Raw genomic sequence first — 17,911 nt, 5'->3', positions numbered from 1 at the left:
CGGCGCGCCTGGACGGTGATGGCTGGCGGTCTGATCGCCGTGCTGCTCGCGGCACTGAGTGTCTATCTGTACTTCAAGGCCACGCCCTACCCGGCTGAAATCGATCACGGTCCCTCGCCCGAAGCCCAGGCCAATCCTTACCTGGCCGCCGAACATTTCCTGGGCGCCCAGGGCCTGGCCGTCAGCCATGCCAACAGCCTCGACGTCCTGCCCAGCCTGGAACCGCACCAGCACAGTCTGTTGCTGCTCGGGGACCGCTACAACATGACGCCCCGGCAGATCGATCAACTGATGAACTGGACCCGGGCGGGCGGGCGTCTTTTGTTCGTCGCTCAATCCTTGTGGGATGAGAAGACCGGGCAGAGCAACGACCGGTTGCTGGACCGGGTGCAACTGCACCAATCCCTGAGCAAAGACCTCAAGGACCCGCCGCCCGAACCCGAAAAAGGCAACGGCACCGACCCCTACCCGACACTGACCAAGCTGTACCTGGAAAACGAAGACGCACCGGCCTACGCCAGCTTCGATACGGCGTTCCATCTCGAAGACCCGAAAAACCTCGCCCAGGCCTGGGCCAACAGCGGCAAGGCCACGCACATGATGCAGCTCAACCACGGGCTCGGTTCAATCATCGTGGTGACCGACGCCGACCTGTGGAAAACCCCGGCCATCGACCAGTACGACAACGCCTGGCTATTGTGGTACCTGACGGCGGACACCCGCGTGACACTGATCTACGACACCGTTCACGACAGCCTGTGGACGTTGTTGCTGCGCTATTTCCCCCAGGCACTGGTCGCCTTGATTGCCCTGGCCGGCCTGGGGTTGTGGCATGTCGGTGTGCGCCACGGGCCCATGCAGGCACCCGCCCCGAAAGCGCGCCGGCAATTGCAGGAACACCTGCGTGCCTGTGCCGATTTCATGCTGCGCCGCAGCGGTCAGCACACCCTGCTGCAAGCCCTGCAGCAAGACATTCTGCGCCGCGCTCGCCATCGTCATCCCGGTTATGACCAACTCGACGTCGCCGAACAATGGTGGGTGCTTGCACGCCTGAGCGGCCAACCCACACGCGCTATCAGCCAGGCCATGAGCCCACGACCCAGGCAGCGGCTTTCCAGCGCCGAATTCAGTCGCCAGGTTGCCCATCTGCAAACCTTGAGGAACGCCCTATGAGTGAACCGATCGAGCCCGATGGCTCCAGTCACGCCGCCCAGCAACGCCAGCGCGCCAGCCAATTGGCTCAAGCGATACGCGGTGAACTGCAAAAGGCCGTGATCGGCCAGAACAACGTGATCGACGACGTGCTCACGGCGTTGATCGCCGGTGGCCACGTGTTGCTCGAAGGCGTGCCGGGGCTGGGCAAGACCTTGCTGGTGCGCGCGCTGGCTCGCTGTTTCGGTGGAGAATTCGCGCGCATCCAGTTCACCCCGGACCTGATGCCCAGCGACGTCACCGGGCATGCGGTGTACGACTTGCAGACCGAGCAATTCAAACTGCGCAAGGGCCCGCTGTTCACCAACCTGTTGCTGGCCGACGAGATCAACCGTGCCCCGGCGAAAACCCAGGCCGCGTTGCTCGAAGCCATGCAGGAGCGGCAAGTGACCCTTGAAGGTCGCGCTTTGCCCATCGCGCAACCCTTCATGGTGCTGGCCACGCAGAACCCCATCGAACAGGAAGGCACCTACCCGCTGCCGGAAGCCGAGCTGGATCGCTTCATGCTCAAGGTGCGCATGGATTACCCCGACGCCGAGCAGGAGCTGGACATGGTGCGCCAGGTGAGTCGCTCGACCCGCGCCGACATGCTCGACGTTCAGCCGCTGCGTACGGTGTTGCAGGCCAAGGACGTGCTGGCCTTGCAGCGCATCGCCAGTGACCTGCCACTGGATGATCAGGTGCTCGACTACGCCGTGCGCCTGGCCCGCACCACCCGCAGCTGGCCGGGCCTGACCCTGGGCGCGGGCCCCCGGGCCTCTATTGCGCTGGTGCGCTGCGCAAGGGCGCGGGCCTTGTTGCGCGGTGGCGAGTTCGTGATTCCGGATGACATAAAAGGCTGCGCCCTGGCGGTGTTGCGTCACCGCGTGCGCATTGCGCCGGAACTGGACATCGAAGGGCTGGAGGTGGATCAGGTGTTGCGGCAGTTGCTCGACCAAGTGCCGGCGCCGCGCCTGTGAAACCCAGCCGCCTGCTGCTGCTCTGGCTCGCCGCGCTGCTGGCCATCGGCATCGCGTTGGGCGCCATGCAGGCGCTGGGGTTGACGCTGCCTGCGTATCTGTCGCGGATCAACTGGGGCTTGTTGCTGGCATTGCTGGCCCTCGCGCTGCTCGATGCCGTGCGCCTCAAGCGCCTGCCCTCGCCCCGTGTGCAACGGCGCCTGCCCGGCAGCCTGGCCCTGGGTCGCTGGGGTGAGGTAGCGCTGGAAGTTGAACATGATTTCGCTCAGCCGCTGGACGTGCAACTTTTCGATCATGTGCCGGACGGCCTGAGTGTCGAAAACCTGCCGCTGTCGGTGCAGTTGCAGCCCGGCCAGCGCAGCCTGAGCCGTTATCGCCTGCGTCCGCTCAAGCGCGGGCACTTCACTATCGAACGCTGCGAAGTCAATCTGCCAGGTCCGTTGGGCCTGTGGTCCGACAAGCGCTTGCTGAGCCTGACGGACCACACGCGTGTGTTTCCCGACTTCGCCCACCTTTACGGCGGCCAACTCCTGGCTGTGGATAACTGGCTCAGCCAGCTCGGCGTCCGCCAGCGTCAGCGCCGTGGCCAAGGGCTGGAGTTTCATCAACTGCGCGAGTTTCGCGAGGGCGACAGCCTGCGCCAGATCGACTGGAAAGCCACCGCCCGCCAACGTACGCCGATTGCCCGGGAGTATCAGGACGAACGCGACCAGCACATCATGTTCATGCTCGACTGCGGCCGCCGCATGCGCAGCCAGGACGGTGAGCTGGCGCATTTCGATCACGCACTCAATGCCTGCCTGTTGCTCAGCTATGTCGCCCTGCGCCAGGGCGATGCGGTCGGCCTGTGCACGTTCGCCAGCGACTCACCGCGCTACCTCGCCCCGATCAAAGGCAGCGGGCAACTCAACGTCCTGCTCAACACGGTATACGACCTGCAGAGCTGCCAGCGCAGCGCCGACTATCAAGGCGCCGTCACTCAACTGCTGGCCCGACAGAAACGCCGGGCGCTGGTGGTGCTGGTGACCAACTTGCGGGATGAGGACGATGAGGAACTGCTGATGGCCGTCAAACGCCTGAACAAGCCGCATCGGGTGCTGGTCGCCAGCCTGCGCGAAGAGGTGCTAGACCACTTGCGCGAAACACCGGTACAGACCTTGCCCGAGGCACTGGCCTATTGCGGCACCGTGGATTACTTGAATGCACGGGCCGAACTGCATCAGCGGCTAAGTGCCCAAGGGGTTCCCGTGTTGGACGTAGCTGCTGTCGAGTTAGGTGCAGCAATGGTGTCGCACTATCTGGAATGGAAAAGGGCAGGGGTATTTTAGTATTAGCGAGGGAAAGGGCGGATCGGGATTATTCAAGGAGCGTCAGCTTGTTGAATTGACATTTTCCACCGCCAGGGAATTCTCTGGACAACGAGAAACAAAGAACTAATCAAAACCATTTTACTTGGCAAAGAAAAATACAGGACGGCGAAACTTAAACCGCCCCGTATTGAGAAGCATAATTTCCATATGATCCAGACGAAATACCACAGATACAACTCCATTGGCACGTCTCATATTCACCAGCTAACTAGCTGACTCGATAAAATTTCAATGCACCAATAGAAATACACCACAACAGCCAATGCACAATCATTCTTTTATTTGGTATGTTCTAGATTCTTTTGGCGGGTCCCCACCCGGCGTATCCAGCTGAAACTGACACATCACATAAATGCCTTCGCCCGGCCTTTGAGTCATCACCTGACCGTACCGCAGACCGTGCTCTGCCCCATCCTGAAGAGCTTTCCTGGTCAATTCTCCACCAATGTAGCCGTAGTATGGAGCCCCCATAAAAGCTACACTTAGCTTACCTTCGCCCCTGCCATTGCCAGGGGTAACCTTGTACGAAATAAGTTCAATCGGAACTTCGTTCCCACGAAATTCATACTTAAATTTAAACTGGACAACTTGCCCAGCAGTTGGGACCTCAAGCGTTCGAATTACTTCACCCTCCACGGCACTATCTCCAGACGAAAGTCCAGTAACAACACCGTCCAACCTCTCAAATTCTTCAGCACTCATGATCAAACACCTTAGTGACTGTTTATTTATTTAAATCGGCGATCCACTATAAAAACTTTTCGATCAAAAACAGTTAATACTAATTTACACACCCTGCCTACCTGTAAAAAATGACAGTTAAGACGAACGGCATCTCCACCTCCAACTGCGCGGAGGTGGTTTTCGGTTTTGATTGGGTAATGACATCAGGAACAAAAAACCATACGTCCCATTGCGTCCATCAGAATCGCATTCGCCGTGATTCAAGCATGAATTCCGATCATGCAGAGCCCTGGAAGGCTGCGACTTTTCCGCTCAGGCCGATGCGGGCAATGTCTGAAAGCTGAAGTACAACCTCAACGCCTCCACCAGCTGCCCATATTCCGGCGGCGCCGTTTGCAGGCTGAAACCGGCGTCATAGTGCTGGGGCGTTTCATCTTCATGGCACCACAGGCAACGCGCCCGCAGGTCGATGGCCTGTTGGCAGCCGTCGCTGGCGGGAATTTTCAGGCGCAAATCGAAATCCGCGCCGATCATCATCGGCAACTGGCTGATCAGCATCATTCCGTCTTCGGAGACATTGCCCAGATAGCCGATGGGTTTGTCGGTGACGCTGTTGAACACTTTCAGAAAATACGGCAGTTGATGCCGCTCGATCCGGCGGTCAGTGAACATGCTGAATTCGCTACGCAAGGCCCTTAAGCAGGACCGCACTAATGCTTCGGAACAGGCCCGCCCGTCAGTATCCAGGCATGAACGGCCCGCTCTCCCCGATCCCGGTGCGACAGTCCATGAACCGCTGTCGCTTACGCCTGCCGATCACAGGTGTTGCCTCGGTTCAGAGACAAGGCTCTAAACCGGTCCTATTCGACTATAGCTCACCGCCGCCGGTCGGCCAGCCATAAGATGACAACTGCAATCAGAACTGTGTCGGACGCACCACCGCGGCACTGCGGGTCGGGTAGTGGCCCAGGCTCTGCAAGGTTTCCAGGCGGGCACGGGCGCGGTAGGCATACTCGCTTTGCGGGTACGAGGCGATGATGAACTGGTAGGTCTGGGCGGCATCGATAAACATTTTCTGCCGTTCCAGGCACTGGCCGCGCATCATCGACACTTCCGGCCATATATAAGGCCGCGCCCGGCTGGCGCGCTCGACCTTGGACAATTCGAGCATGACCTGCTCGCAGTTGCCCCGGTCATAGGCGCTGTAGGCAAGGTTCAAATGATGGTTCATCGAAAATCGGGTGCAGCCCGTGACACTGATGAGGGCAACGGCGGCTATGAGCACGAATCGCATGGGAAATCTCCTGTCTTGGACGCTGTATCGACCCGAGAGCGGAAATCTTCAGGCGACCCGACACAAACTTGCCGCGTTCAATAAAGAAAGTAAAAAGTAGTGCATACGAACAATGACTACACCTGCGGACCATAGTAGCCTCACTCAGCGCTTGAACTCAGGAGTCTTTGCATGTCCGTCCGTCGTACCAAAATCGTCGCTACCCTTGGCCCGGCCAGTAACTCGCCGGAAGTTCTCGAACAGCTGATTCTGGCTGGCCTGGACGTCGCCCGCCTGAACTTCTCCCACGGCACCCCCGACGAGCACAAGGCTCGCGCGAAGCTGGTGCGTGACCTGGCCGCCAAGCACGGCCGCTTCGTCGCCCTGCTGGGTGACCTGCAAGGCCCGAAAATCCGTATCGCCAAATTCGCCAACAAGAAGATCGAGCTGAAGATCGGTGACACGTTCACCTTCTCCACCAGCCATCCTCTGACCGAAGGCAACCAGCAAGTGGTCGGCATCGACTACCCGGACCTGGTCAAGGATTGCGGCGTGGGCGACGAACTGCTGCTCGACGACGGCCGCGTGGTGATGCGCGTCGATACCGCCACCGCCACCGAATTGAATTGCACCGTGACCATCGGCGGCCCGCTGTCGGACCACAAAGGCATCAACCGTCGTGGTGGCGGCCTGACCGCTCCGGCCCTGACCGAGAAAGACAAGGCCGACATCAAGCTCGCCGCGGAAATGGAGGTCGATTACCTGGCCGTGTCCTTCCCGCGCGACGCGGCCGACATGGAATACGCCCGTAAACTGCGCGACGAGGCCGGCGGTACTGCCTGGCTGGTGGCAAAGATCGAGCGCGCCGAAGCCGTGGCCGACGACGAAACCCTCGACGGCCTGATCAATGCGTCCGACGCCGTGATGGTGGCCCGTGGTGACCTGGGTGTGGAAATCGGCGACGCCGAGCTGGTGGGCATCCAGAAGAAAATCATTCTGCACGCACGCCGCCACAACAAGGCGGTGATCGTCGCGACCCAGATGATGGAGTCGATGATCCAGAACCCGATGCCGACCCGCGCCGAAGTGTCCGACGTGGCCAACGCCGTGCTCGACTACACCGACGCCGTGATGCTCTCGGCCGAAAGTGCTGCCGGCCTGTACCCGCTGGAAGCCGTGCAAGCGATGGCGCGTATCTGTGTCGGTGCTGAAAAGCACCCGACCAGCAAGACTTCGGGCCACCGCATCGGCACGGAATTCACGCGTTGCGACGAGAGCATCGCGCTGGCGACCATGTACACGGCCAACCACTTCCCGGGCGTGAAGGCGATCATCGCCCTGACCGAAAGTGGCTACACCCCGCTGATCATGTCGCGCATCCGCTCCTCGGTGCCGATCTACGCGTTCACGCCGCACCGCGAAGCCCAGGCCCGCGCGGCGATGTTCCGTGGCGTGTACACCATTCCGTTCGACCCGGCCTCCCTGGCCCCGAACGAAGTCAGCCAGGCCGCGATCGATGAACTGGTCAAACGGGGCGTCGTGGAAAAAGGCGACTGGGTCATCCTGACCAAGGGCGACAGCTACCACACCACCGGCGGCACCAACGGCATGAAAATCCTGCACGTTGGCCACCCGATGGTCTGAGTGACCGGTTGCTGAAAGACAAAAGCCCCGCCATGTGAATGGCGGGGCTTTTTTTCGCTTATAGATCAGCTAATTAGGCCACTACCTGTCAAATCTGACAGTAGACAGCCCTCTGCACCGTTCATTTAATACCGATGGCTTCTCGCCAAATATCAGTCATCCGGGCATGCCGTGCCTGGCTGGAGCAGTTTTCCATCCACAGCGCCTGAAGGCTCAATCGTTGTTTTTTGAAGGAAACTGAAAATGACCACATCCCCACAACTTGCTCCGGGTGAACTCGATCCAGGTTTCGCGAACGAGGGACGGTTGGTATTGCCCTATCCCGGTTTTACTACCACCAACGGTCTATGCGTTGCAGAGGGTCCCGACAAAAAGATCTACATCCTGGGCAGTAGCCAGGCGCAAGACAGTGATTTGACCAACCATGTGAGCATCACTCGCCTTCTGCCCGATGGAACACTCGACTTTAGTTTCGGGACACACGGCACTGTGCATATCAAGGTGCCTGATGACGACCTGTCCGCAATACCCACTCAAGTTTTCTTCTTAACCGATCAACAAGGGCGAGATCTGATTCTTGCTTGTGTGGGCTACGACGTTGTCGGGGTAGGTACGAATACGCTGGCCCAGTTACTGATCAGGCTAACCGCAAGCGGAGAGCTTGACACAAGTTTCGGTGAGGGTGGATTCATTCCTCTAAAATCCCCTTTTGAGGCCGAGACTCGCCAACCGCTAACGACGGACGCCACATTGTCCAGCCATTCTTCTGCAAGTGCTGCCTGCATAAATGACGACAAGATTTACCTCATAACCAGCGGGATCGATCCGCGCCTGGGAGTTTCTACCGGGGTTGTCTCGTGCTTCAACCTCGACGGCACAGGTGACACGACATTCGGGGAAAACGGTCACGCCGCACTGTCCAAGGTGCTCGATGTGCGGAGCGGGCTCAACGGTATTGTTGTGCGTGACGGAAAAATTTTCGTTTGCGGATGGGCGATCGGTGGTGCTCTGTTGGCATGCCTCAATCTGGATGGCAGTTTCAACAGAAATTTTGCTGGTACGGGGTATACCCTGTTACGGGGGACAGCCTTTCAATTTGAGTCTATAGCACTACTGTCCGATGGCCGGCCTGTGGCCACGGGCTTCGGAAACACCCAGCGCACAGGCTTGTTAGCGGTTTATACACTGGACGGTGTGATTGATCCCAGATTCAATCACGGCGCCCCCATTGAGGAGTCATTCAATCCTCCTCATCAAGTCATGTTTCTAGCCGTGGCGATCCAGGACGACAAAATCATTGCTTCGGGCAGGTACTTCGTCGGCGTAACGCCCTATTTCGTTGCAGCGAAATACCAGATTGATGGCGGGCGCGACACGAACTTCGGAGCCGGCAAGGGCTGGTCTGTTCCTGAACTACCGGTTAGAAGAGCCATGGCTTACGGGATGAGTCTGCAAACCGATAGAAAAATATTGATCACTGGCAGTGATTATGACGGCATCTTTGGCAGAGCCGTCCTCGCGGCCCGTCTGCTAAACAGTGCCTGACCGTAGCACTCCAATCAACAGGCAACCTTCGCGCTGTCGAGGGTTGCCTCTGCCCTACCGATTGATAAACCCGGACAACGTCGCTATCGCTTCCGGAGATCGCAACCGTCGATCTGGATGGCATCGGCCATGGCGTCTCCTTGTCCGAGAGCATTTACTGTGGCGAGCACTCAACCACGAGGCAAAAACACATCCGCCAGCAGTTGATTGCGCGGCAGTCCCGCCAGGTACAGGCGCCGGGCGAAGGCGTCGACGCTGTCGGGGCCGCCGCAGAGCAAGGCCAGGGTTTGCCGGGACGCAAGCCGCAGTTGCGCCAGGGCGGCTGGCGCTTCGGCGGCGGTCCACAGCTCGACACTCAGGTTGGGTCGGCTGGCGGCCATGGCTTGTAGCGGCTTGGCCAGATAATGCTCGCTGGCATCATGGGCCAGGTGGATGACGCGGATCGCACCCTGGTGGTCCTGGCGTAACGCTTCGCGCAGCACGCCGAACAGCGGTCCCAGTCCGGTGCCGGAAGCCATCAGCCACAACGGTCGGTCGTGCCAGTCCGGGTCGTAGTGCAACGCCCCGCCGCGCAGCTCGCCGAGACGAATGGGATCGCCGATTTTCAACTGACGGGCCGCGTCGCTGAATTCCCCCGGCAACCGACAATCGAGATGAAACTCCAGGAAGCGATCGTCTTCCGGCAGGCTGGCGAGGGAATACGGCCGCGCGACATGGCCGGCCCACAACACCAGATGCTGGCCGGCGCTGTAGCGCAAAGCACGCTGCGGGGTCAGGCGCAAGCGCAACACGTTGTCGCTCAACCAGTCGACGGCGGCGACCTCGGCCGGACGACCGTCCTGTTGCGGGTCAAAGGTGTGCACCTGCAAATCCTCGACCACCTGGCACTGGCACGCCAGGCGCCAGCCTTGCTGGCGCTGTTCCGCGCTCAAGGCATCGGGGCGGCTGTCGCCCGGCAGCCCTTGCACGCATTGCACCAGGCACGCATGGCAACTGCCGGCGCGACAGCTGTAGGGCACCGCCACGCCGTGCTGATTCAGGGCATCGAGCAGATTGCTGCCCGCCGCCACCGACCAGCGGCGCTCACCCACGCGTAACTCAGGCATCGACGTTTTCCCACGCCGCCGCGCAACGGTTACGGCCGTCACGCTTGGCGCGATACAGCGCCTGATCGGCGCGCTGCAGGGCATCATCGAGATCGTCCCCCGGCGCCAGCAGGGTCATGCCGGCGGACAGGCTGAGGTTAGGCACACTCAGACCGATCAACTCGACATCGGTGAAGGCAATCCGCAGTCGTTCGCAGCACGACGTCAAACTGTCGGCATCGCAATCGGGCAGCAGCACCACGAACTCTTCGCCGCCATAGCGGGCCAGCACGTCACCGTCGCGCAGGCAGGCGGTCGCTACGCCCGCAAAGGCTTGCAACACCTGATCGCCCGCGGCATGGCCGTGCAGGTCGTTGATGCGTTTGAAATGGTCCAGATCGATCAGCGCCAGGCCATGCACGACATCGGCCTGCATGGCATTGAGCTCGCGAGAGGCCAGGCGCAGGAAATGCCGGCGATTGAACAAACCGGTCAATTCGTCGGTGGCGACCAGGTCTTCGAGCTGGCGCATCATCCCGCGCAGGGTGTCCTGGTGCGCTTGCAACGCAAAGCGCCGCTGACGCATGCGGTGACGCGAAGCCTGGACATAACCGGCATAGAGCACCAGCCACACCAGCACGATCAACAGCAAGCACACCTGCAACGCCGCCAGTGCCGGGTCGGGCAGCCGGAAGTGGTAGCCCTCCCACAAGGTGATCGCGCTGAAACTGAAGAACACCAGCAAGGCACAGCGCAGGAAGGCGCGTCGGGACAGATGGAACAGCCCGAACAGCAGAATCAAGACATAAAAAACCAGGAACGCCCCGCGGGCATCATTCAGATGGGCGATCAACCAGGTTTGCCAACCCAGCCCCAGCAACACCTGGGCCTCGGTCAGGCTGGGATCGGCGAAGCGCAGGTTGCAGCCGGAATAGAACACCATGAACAGCGTCGCCTGGCTAATCACCACCAGCGCGCTGCCGATGGCCACGCCTGCCAGCGAGTCCTGATAGTGACCGGTAAAAAACGCCAGCCACAGCAACAGCAATGCCAGGGCGTAGGTGCCGGCCGCGAGGGCGAAACGTTTAAGCAACAGGCGCTGGATGGCGTTATGGGTCAATCGTTGACTCACCGAATGAAAGGAGACTGACAGAGCGTCCTACTCTACAGACCGAATGTCACTTTAGTGGCGCGGCCGATAAATGACCATCGATTTTCCGTGGCCCATGTCCCCTGAAGGAGCTGCCGCAGGCTGCGATCTTTTGATCTTCTCCTTAAAATCAAAATCAAAAGATCGCAGCCTTCGGCAGCGCCGACAGAGATCGGCTTCGACAATGAGACCAAGGTTTGACCACCGGCGCGTGTGCCCGTGAGCGAGGCGCGCTATACTGCCGCGCCTTTTTAGCGTCGCGCCAGCATGCCCGGCGTGCCTTGAAAGGTGCTTGCAACCGACCGATGCACCCAAGCTGCAAGCACCTTATTGAATGTTCCCGTCTTTTAGAGGAGCGCGACTCATGACCGTGATCAAGCAAGACGACCTGATTCAGAGCGTTGCCGACGCCCTGCAGTTCATTTCCTATTACCACCCCGTGGATTTCATCCAGGCGATGCACGAAGCCTACCTGCGCGAAGAATCGCCAGCGGCCCGTGATTCCATGGCGCAAATCCTGATCAACTCGCGCATGTGCGCCACCGGCCACCGTCCGATCTGCCAGGACACCGGCATCGTGACCGTGTTTGTCCGCGTGGGCATGGACGTGCGCTGGGATGGCGCCACCATGGGCCTGGACGACATGATCAACGAAGGCGTGCGTCGCGCCTACAACCTGCCGGAAAACGTCCTGCGCGCTTCGATCCTCGCCGACCCGGCGGGCGCTCGCAAGAACACCAAGGACAACACCCCGGCCGTGATCCACTACTCCATCGTCCCGGGTAATACCGTGGAAGTGGACGTGGCGGCCAAGGGCGGCGGTTCCGAGAACAAGTCGAAAATGGCCATGCTCAACCCGTCCGACTCGATCGTCGACTGGGTGCTCAAGACCGTTCCGACCATGGGCGCCGGCTGGTGCCCACCGGGCATGCTCGGCATCGGCATCGGCGGCACCGCCGAGAAAGCCGCGGTGATGGCCAAGGAAGTGTTGATGGAATCCATCGACATTCACGAGTTGAAGGCTCGCGGCCCACAGAACCGCATCGAAGAAATGCGCCTGGAGCTGTTCGAGAAGGTCAACCAACTGGGCATCGGCGCCCAGGGCCTGGGTGGCCTGACCACCGTGCTCGACGTGAAGATCATGGACTACCCGACCCACGCCGCTTCGTTGCCGGTGTGCATGATCCCGAACTGCGCCGCCACCCGTCACGCACACTTCGTGCTCGACGGTTCCGGCCCGGCCTCGCTGGAAGCGCCACCGTTGGACGCCTACCCGGAAATCGTCTGGGAAGCCGGTCCGTCGGCCCGTCGCGTCAACCTCGACACCCTGACCCCGGAAGAAGTGCAGAGCTGGAAGCCGGGCGAAACCGTCCTGCTCAACGGCAAGATGCTCACCGGTCGCGACGCCGCGCACAAGCGCATGGTCGAGATGCTGAACAAGGGCGAAACCCTGCCGGTGGACCTCAAGGGTCGCTTCATCTATTACGTCGGCCCGGTTGATCCGGTGCGCGAAGAAGTGGTGGGCCCTGCCGGTCCGACCACCGCGACGCGGATGGACAAGTTCACCCGTCAGATCCTGGAACAAACCGGCCTGCTGGGCATGATCGGCAAATCCGAACGCGGCCCGACCGCAATCGAGGCGATCAAGGACCACAAGGCCGTTTACCTGATGGCAGTGGGCGGCGCGGCTTACCTGGTGGCGCAAGCGATCAAGAAGTCCCGCGTGGTGGCCTTCGCCGAACTGGGCATGGAAGCGATCTACGAGTTCGACGTCAAGGACATGCCGGTAACTGTCGCGGTCGACAGCAAAGGCGAGTCGGTCCACATCACCGGTCCTGCCATCTGGCAGCAAAAGATCAGTGAAAGCCTGGCGGTCGAAGTGCAGTAAGCGCTTGGACTGACCCGAAAAAAGGCGACAGGGCTATCCCTGTCGCCTTTTTTATTCCTGCCTGAAACCCGCTTCTGTAGGAGCTGCCGCAGGCTGCGATCTTTTGATCTTGCGCTTGGCTTGGAAAAGATCAGGATCAAAAGATCGCAGCCTGCGGCAGCTCCTACAGGGGTTTGTGGGATGTCGGCAAAGACCCATGTTATCGTGCGGCCCCTCCGTATCCCTTGTGTAAGCCCTGCATGTTTGAGTCATCTCGCACCCTGCGCCTGGCGCTGTACACCGTGTTGATCATTGCCGGTGCCGCCATCGCTGCCACCCTGGCCATGCGCCACACCGTGCGCCAATCCCTGGTCGAAGACGCGGCCCGGGCCAATCAGCAACTGGCGTTGTACGCCACGTCCCTGCATACCCTGATCGAACGCTACCGCGCCCTGCCCTCGGTGCTGGCGCTGGACCCGCAATTACGTGACGCGCTCAAAGGCCCCGTGAGCCCGGCAAAACAGGACGAGCTGAACCGCAAGCTGGAAAAAATCAACGGCGCCGCCGAGTCCTCGACCCTGGAACTGCTCGATCGCACCGGCCTCGCGGTCGCTGCGAGCAACTGGCGTTTACCCAGCAGTTACGTCGGCCACAATTACGGTTTCCGTCCCTACTTCAACCAGACCCGCACCCAAGGCACCGGGCGCTTTTATGCCGTGGGGGTGACCAGCGGCGTTCCAGGCTACTTCCTGTCCAGCGCGGTGACCAACGACGACGGGCAGTTTCTCGGCGCGATGGTGGTGAAGCTGGAGTTCCCGGAACTGGAACGCGAATGGCGCCAGGGCAGCGATACGCTGCTGGTCAGCGACGCCCGCGGGATCATCTTCATCGCCAACCAGCCGGGCTGGCGCTATCGCCACCTGAAACCGCTGAGCGACAGCGATCACGCCGAACTCAAGACCACCCGCCAATACGACAAGCAGCCGCTGACACCGCTTGAATTCCAATCATTGCGCCGCTTCGACGACAACAGTGACCTGGCGCGGGTCAACGGCCCGGACGGCACGGCCGATTACTTGTGGGAATCCCTGCCGCTGGCGGCCGAAGGCTGGACGCTGCACTTGTTGCGTCGCCCGCACGTGGCCTTCGAAGACAGCCGCAACGCCGCTCTCGCCGCTGCGGGCCTGTGGCTGACTTTGGTGTTTCTCGTGCTGTTTCTCAACCAGCGCTGGCGCCTGGCCAGGTTGCGCCAGCGCAGTCGCGAGGAGCTGGAACAACTCGTAGAAGAGCGCACCCGCGACCTGCGCACGGCCCAGGACGGTCTGGTGCAATCGGCCAAGCTCGCCGCCCTCGGGCAAATGTCGGCCGCGCTGGCCCATGAGATTAACCAGCCGCTGACCGCGCAGCGCATGCAGCTTGCGACTTTGAGGCTACTGCTCGATCACGGTCGGGTCGATGAAGCGTACAAGGCGCTCAAACCGGTGGATGAAATGCTCACGCGCATGGCGGCCCTCACCGGCCACTTGAAAACATTCGCCCGCAAGAGCCCCAGCGGTTTGCGCGAACGCCTGGACCTGGCGGCGGTGGTCGACCAGTCGTTGCAGCTGCTCGACACACGCTTGCGCGACGAACAGGTCAGCACGGTGCTGCATCTGGCGCGACCGGCCTGGGTGCGTGGCGATGCGATTCGCCTGGAACAGGTGCTGATCAACCTGCTGCGCAATGCGCTGGATGCGATGCAGGACGCCTCCTGCAAACGCCTGGAAATTCGCCTCGAAGCCGATGAACAAGTGTGGCGATTGAGCGTCATCGACAACGGCAGCGGTATCGCCCCGGAAAACCTGCCCAAGGTGTTCGATCCGTTTTTCACCACCAAACCGGTCGGCGATGGCCTGGGTATCGGCCTGGCGGTGTCTTTCGCTATCGTTCATGAAACCGGCGGTCGCCTGACGGCCGATAATCACGATAACGGCGCGGTGTTCACCCTGACGTTGCCGATTGACCTGGAGGCCGATGGCTCATGCTCAACTCAGTGATGGTCGTCGACGACGAAAGCAGCATCCGCAGCGCCGTCGAACAATGGCTGAGCCTGTCGGGTTTCCAGGTGCAGTTGTTCAGCCGTGCCGACGAGTGCCTGGCGCAGCTGCCCAGGCATTTTGCCGGGGTGATTCTCAGTGATGTGCGCATGCCCGGCATGACCGGGCTGGAACTGTTGGCCGAAGTGCAGCGCCGCGATGCCGACCTGCCAGTGATCCTGCTGACCGGCCACGGTGATGTCCCGATGGCCGTCGATGCCATGCGCGATGGGGCCTACGACTTCCTGGAAAAACCCTTCAGCCCCGAAACCCTGCTCGGCAGCCTGCGCCGCGCCCTGGACAAGCGCCGGCTGGTCCTGGAGAACCGCGCCCTGCACGAGCAGGCGGACAATCGCGCCAGGCTCGACGCCACGTTGCTCGGCGTGTCCCGTGGCCTGCAGACCTTGCGCGGGCAAGTGCTGGACCTGGCCGCGCTGCCGGTCAACGTGCTGATCCGTGGCGAAACCGGCAGCGGCAAGGAACTGGTCGCCCGCTGCCTGCACGACTTCGGGCCCCGTGCCGATAAACCCTTTGTCGCGTTGAACTGCGCGGCCATTCCCGAGCAACTGTTCGAAGCCGAGCTGTTCGGCCACGAAAGCGGCGCGTTCACCGGCGCTCAGGGCAAACGCATCGGCAAGCTCGAATACGCCGATGGCGGCACGTTGTTTCTCGATGAGATCGAAAGCATGCCCCTGGCCCAGCAGGTGAAATTGCTGCGGGTGTTGCAGGAGCAGAAGCTGGAGCGCCTGGGTTCGAACCAAAGCATCCGCGTGGACTTGCGCATCATCGCCGCGACCAAACCGGACCTGCTCGATGAAGCGCGGGCCGGGCGCTTTCGCGAGGACCTCGCCTATCGCTTGACTGTCGCCGAGCTGCGCCTGCCACCGCTGCGCGATCGTCGCGAAGACATCCCATTGTTGTACCAGGCGTTCGCCCGTAATGCCGCCGAGCGCCTGGGGCGCTCGTTTTCCCCCTTGACCGGCCCGCAATTGAGCCATCTGCTGAGCCACGACTGGCCCGGCAATGTGCGCGAACTGGCGAACGTCGCCGAACGCCAGGTCCTGGGGCTGGGCGAGCCGGTCCCCGCGGGCATCGAGCCCGGGCAATCACTGGCGGCACAGCAGGAAGCCTTTGAAGCGCAGTGCCTGCGCGCCGCGCTGACCCGGCATAAAGGTGATGTCAAAGCCGTACTGGAGGAACTGCAACTGCCGCGCCGCACGTTCAATGAAAAGATGCAGCGGCATGGGCTTACTCGCGAGATGTTCTTGTAGCGCCTGCCCCGTCCCCTTCGCGGGCAAGCCCGCTCCCACAGGGTTTTGCGGTGTATATAAAAACTTGTGAACACCCGCGCTTATTGTGGGAGCGGGCTTGCCCGCGAAGGGGCCAGCCCAGGCAACAAAAACGCCCACGCCGAATGAGCGATTTTCCGCTCACGACCAATCCGCAATAAGCGGATTTCCGCTCATCCACCCTGCAAAACCCCTCTAGACCGGCCCTCTCCCTCTTGGCACAGCTCCTGCTATAGCCCCCGCAGGCTGCGTTTCATAACGCTCCACAAAAACAATTAAACGAAGGATCCTTCAATGGATAACTCCAGTACCCTGCCCCGTGGGTCGGCCGCCGCGCCGACAAAAGAACGCACCACCTCCAGCCGCATCAAATCGATCTTCAGCGGCTCCGTCGGCAACATGGTCGAATGGTATGACTGGTACGTCTATGCCGCCTTCTCCCTGTACTTCGCCAAGACCTTCTTCCCCAAGGGCGACACAACCGCCCAACTGCTGAACACTGCAGCGATCTTCGCCGTGGGTTTCCTCATGCGCCCGATCGGCGGCTGGCTGATGGGCCTGTACGCCGACAAAGTCGGGCGTAAAAAGGCCCTGATGGCCTCGGTGTACCTGATGTGCTTCGGCTCCCTGCTGATCGCCCTCAGCCCGAGCTATGAAACCATCGGCATCGGCGCGCCGATCCTGCTGGTATTCGCCCGCCTGCTGCAGGGCCTGTCGGTCGGCGGCGAGTACGGCACCTCGGCCACTTACCTCAGTGAGATGGCGACCAAGGAACGTCGCGGCTTCTTCTCCAGTTTCCAGTACGTGACCCTGATCTCCGGCCAGCTCATCGCGCTGGGCGTCCTGATCATCCTGCAAAACGTACTGACCAGCGAAGAGCTGTACGCGTGGGGCTGGCGTATTCCGTTTGCCATCGGCGCACTGTGTGCGGTGGTCGCGCTGTACCTGCGTCGCGGCATGGAAGAAACCGAGTCGTTCACCAAGAAGGAAAAAGCCAAGGAAAGCGCGATGCGCACCTTGATGCGTCATCCGAAGGAACTGATGACCGTGGTCGGCCTGACCATGGGCGGTACCCTGGCGTTCTACACCTACACCACCTACATGCAGAAATACCTGGTGAACACTGTCGGCATGAGCATTTCCGACTCCACCACCATTTCTGCCGCCACGCTGTTCCTGTTCATGTGCCTGCAACCGATCATCGGCGGCCTGTCGGACAAGATCGGCCGTCGTCCGATCCTGATCGCCTTCGGTGTGCTCGGTACGATCTTCACCGTGCCGATCCTGATGACCCTGCACACCATCCAGACCTGGTGGGGCGCGTTCTTCCTGATCATGGCGGCACTGATCATCGTCAGCGGCTACACCTCGATCAACGCGGTGGTCAAAGCCGAACTGTTCCCGACCGAAATCCGCGCCCTGGGCGTCGGCCTGCCGTACGCGCTGACGGTGTCGATCTTCGGCGGCACCGCTGAATACATCGCGCTGTGGTTCAAAAGCATCGGCATGGAAACCGGCTACTACTGGTACGTCACCGCGTGCATCGCCGTGTCCTTGCTGGTGTACATCACCATGAAGGACACCCGTAAGCACTCGCGGATCGTCACCGACTGATTCCCGCTGAGTGACACCCAAAGGGGCAGACCGTCGGGGTCTGCCCCTTTTTCGTTGGCACGCCGTATGAAAAATCCTTCATCCCCCATCGGCTGCGAATAATCACGCGTTAATGCTCGCCCCCCATCCTGAACCTGCCCAATC

General features: G+C 60.9%; 14 protein-coding genes. 9 read left to right on the top strand and 5 right to left on the bottom strand.

Translation table 11 applies throughout. The features are described 5' to 3' along the window. Positions 1–18: 18 nt before the first annotated feature. From F8N66_RS22830 to F8N66_RS22820, 3 genes are read left to right on the top strand one after another with little or no spacing between them, the layout of a single operon-like run. Positions 19–1,173: a DUF4350 domain-containing protein gene (locus F8N66_RS22830; protein WP_412070754.1), complete on the top strand. Its 1,155-nt coding sequence runs from the start codon at positions 19–21 to the stop codon at positions 1,171–1,173. Continuing rightward, complete coding sequence (locus F8N66_RS22825; protein WP_150772328.1) at positions 1,170–2,171, top strand: AAA family ATPase; 1,002 nt, start codon at positions 1,170–1,172, stop codon at positions 2,169–2,171. The genes F8N66_RS22830 and F8N66_RS22825 overlap by 4 nt, the downstream gene beginning before the upstream one ends. Then, positions 2,168–3,499, top strand: a complete 1,332-nt coding sequence (locus tag F8N66_RS22820; RefSeq protein ID WP_150772327.1) for a DUF58 domain-containing protein — start codon at positions 2,168–2,170, stop codon at positions 3,497–3,499. Before F8N66_RS22825 ends, F8N66_RS22820 begins: the two co-directional genes overlap by 4 nt. Positions 3,500–3,811: 312 nt before the next feature. Here the strand turns inward: F8N66_RS22820 and F8N66_RS22815 are convergent, their stop codons facing one another. From F8N66_RS22815 to F8N66_RS22805, 3 genes are all read right to left on the bottom strand, one after another. Next, positions 3,812–4,243 (bottom strand): hypothetical protein, encoded by a 432-nt coding sequence (locus F8N66_RS22815; protein WP_150772326.1) that lies wholly within the window; start codon positions 4,241–4,243, stop codon positions 3,812–3,814. Positions 4,244–4,537: 294 nt separating this feature from the next. Next, on the bottom strand, positions 4,538–4,897 hold the full coding sequence (locus tag F8N66_RS22810; RefSeq protein ID WP_150772325.1) for a PilZ domain-containing protein: 360 nt from the start codon (positions 4,895–4,897) through the stop codon (positions 4,538–4,540). A 244-nt stretch (positions 4,898–5,141) separates the two neighbouring features. Continuing rightward, a complete protein-coding gene (locus F8N66_RS22805; RefSeq protein WP_150772324.1) occupies positions 5,142–5,519 on the bottom strand; it encodes a tetratricopeptide repeat protein in 378 nt (125 codons plus the stop codon). Between the two features lie 171 nt (positions 5,520–5,690). Between F8N66_RS22805 and pyk the strand changes: the two genes are divergently transcribed. After that, positions 5,691–7,142, top strand: coding sequence for a pyruvate kinase (gene pyk, locus F8N66_RS22800; protein WP_150772323.1), 1,452 nt, complete (start codon positions 5,691–5,693; stop codon positions 7,140–7,142). 243 nt (positions 7,143–7,385) lie between these two features. Continuing rightward, on the top strand, positions 7,386–8,687 hold the full coding sequence (locus F8N66_RS22795) for a hypothetical protein (RefSeq protein WP_150772322.1): 1,302 nt from the start codon (positions 7,386–7,388) through the stop codon (positions 8,685–8,687). 170 nt (positions 8,688–8,857) lie between these two features. On the opposite strand, the gene F8N66_RS22790 is transcribed toward F8N66_RS22795, so the two are convergent. Beyond that, positions 8,858–9,793 (bottom strand): iron-sulfur-binding ferredoxin reductase, encoded by a 936-nt coding sequence (locus F8N66_RS22790; RefSeq protein ID WP_150772321.1) that lies wholly within the window; start codon positions 9,791–9,793, stop codon positions 8,858–8,860. Beyond that, a complete protein-coding gene (locus F8N66_RS22785) occupies positions 9,786–10,892 on the bottom strand; it encodes a GGDEF domain-containing protein (protein ID WP_150772320.1) in 1,107 nt (368 codons plus the stop codon). The genes F8N66_RS22790 and F8N66_RS22785 overlap by 8 nt, the downstream gene beginning before the upstream one ends. Positions 10,893–11,286: 394 nt before the next feature. Between F8N66_RS22785 and F8N66_RS22780 the strand changes: the two genes are divergently transcribed. The 4 genes from F8N66_RS22780 (at position 11,287) to F8N66_RS22765 (ending at position 17,767) form a co-directional block, all read left to right on the top strand. After that, positions 11,287–12,810, top strand: a complete 1,524-nt coding sequence (locus F8N66_RS22780) for a fumarate hydratase (protein WP_150733731.1) — start codon at positions 11,287–11,289, stop codon at positions 12,808–12,810. 239 nt (positions 12,811–13,049) lie between these two features. Next, the gene (locus tag F8N66_RS22775; protein WP_150772319.1) at positions 13,050–14,825 is read left to right on the top strand and encodes a sensor histidine kinase; all 1,776 of its coding nucleotides are present in this window, start codon (positions 13,050–13,052) and stop codon (positions 14,823–14,825) included. Next, positions 14,810–16,135, top strand: a complete 1,326-nt coding sequence (locus F8N66_RS22770; RefSeq protein WP_150772318.1) for a sigma-54-dependent transcriptional regulator — start codon at positions 14,810–14,812, stop codon at positions 16,133–16,135. Before F8N66_RS22775 ends, F8N66_RS22770 begins: the two co-directional genes overlap by 16 nt. 312 nt (positions 16,136–16,447) lie before the next feature. Then, the gene (locus F8N66_RS22765; RefSeq protein ID WP_150772317.1) at positions 16,448–17,767 is read left to right on the top strand and encodes an MFS transporter; all 1,320 of its coding nucleotides are present in this window, start codon (positions 16,448–16,450) and stop codon (positions 17,765–17,767) included. Positions 17,768–17,911: the final 144 nt, after the last annotated feature.

It is taken from the genome of Pseudomonas fluorescens (assembly GCF_902498195.1).
In the GTDB taxonomy this organism is placed as follows: Bacteria; Pseudomonadota; Gammaproteobacteria; order Pseudomonadales; family Pseudomonadaceae; genus Aquipseudomonas; species Aquipseudomonas fluorescens_BU.
This window is presented reverse-complemented; position numbering and strand designations above follow the sequence as displayed.

Bases quoted from the DNA above. Each gene is read 5' to 3' on its own strand.
- F8N66_RS22765 (WP_150772317.1), top strand. From the start codon at position 16,448: ATGGATAACTCCAGTACCCTGCCCCGTGGGTCGGCCGCCGCGCCGACA.
- F8N66_RS22770 (WP_150772318.1), top strand. From the start codon at position 14,810: ATGCTCAACTCAGTGATGGTCGTCGACGACGAAAGCAGCATCCGCAGC.
- F8N66_RS22780 (WP_150733731.1), top strand. From the start codon at position 11,287: ATGACCGTGATCAAGCAAGACGACCTGATTCAGAGCGTTGCCGACGCC.
- F8N66_RS22790 (WP_150772321.1), bottom strand. From the start codon at position 9,793: ATGCCTGAGTTACGCGTGGGTGAGCGCCGCTGGTCGGTGGCGGCGGGC.
- F8N66_RS22805 (WP_150772324.1), bottom strand. From the start codon at position 5,519: ATGCGATTCGTGCTCATAGCCGCCGTTGCCCTCATCAGTGTCACGGGC.
- F8N66_RS22825 (WP_150772328.1), top strand. From the start codon at position 1,170: ATGAGTGAACCGATCGAGCCCGATGGCTCCAGTCACGCCGCCCAGCAA.
- pyk (WP_150772323.1), top strand. From the start codon at position 5,691: ATGTCCGTCCGTCGTACCAAAATCGTCGCTACCCTTGGCCCGGCCAGT.
- F8N66_RS22830 (WP_412070754.1), top strand. From the start codon at position 19: ATGGCTGGCGGTCTGATCGCCGTGCTGCTCGCGGCACTGAGTGTCTAT.
- F8N66_RS22775 (WP_150772319.1), top strand. From the start codon at position 13,050: ATGTTTGAGTCATCTCGCACCCTGCGCCTGGCGCTGTACACCGTGTTG.
- F8N66_RS22795 (WP_150772322.1), top strand. From the start codon at position 7,386: ATGACCACATCCCCACAACTTGCTCCGGGTGAACTCGATCCAGGTTTC.
- F8N66_RS22810 (WP_150772325.1), bottom strand. From the start codon at position 4,897: ATGTTCACTGACCGCCGGATCGAGCGGCATCAACTGCCGTATTTTCTG.
- F8N66_RS22815 (WP_150772326.1), bottom strand. From the start codon at position 4,243: ATGAGTGCTGAAGAATTTGAGAGGTTGGACGGTGTTGTTACTGGACTT.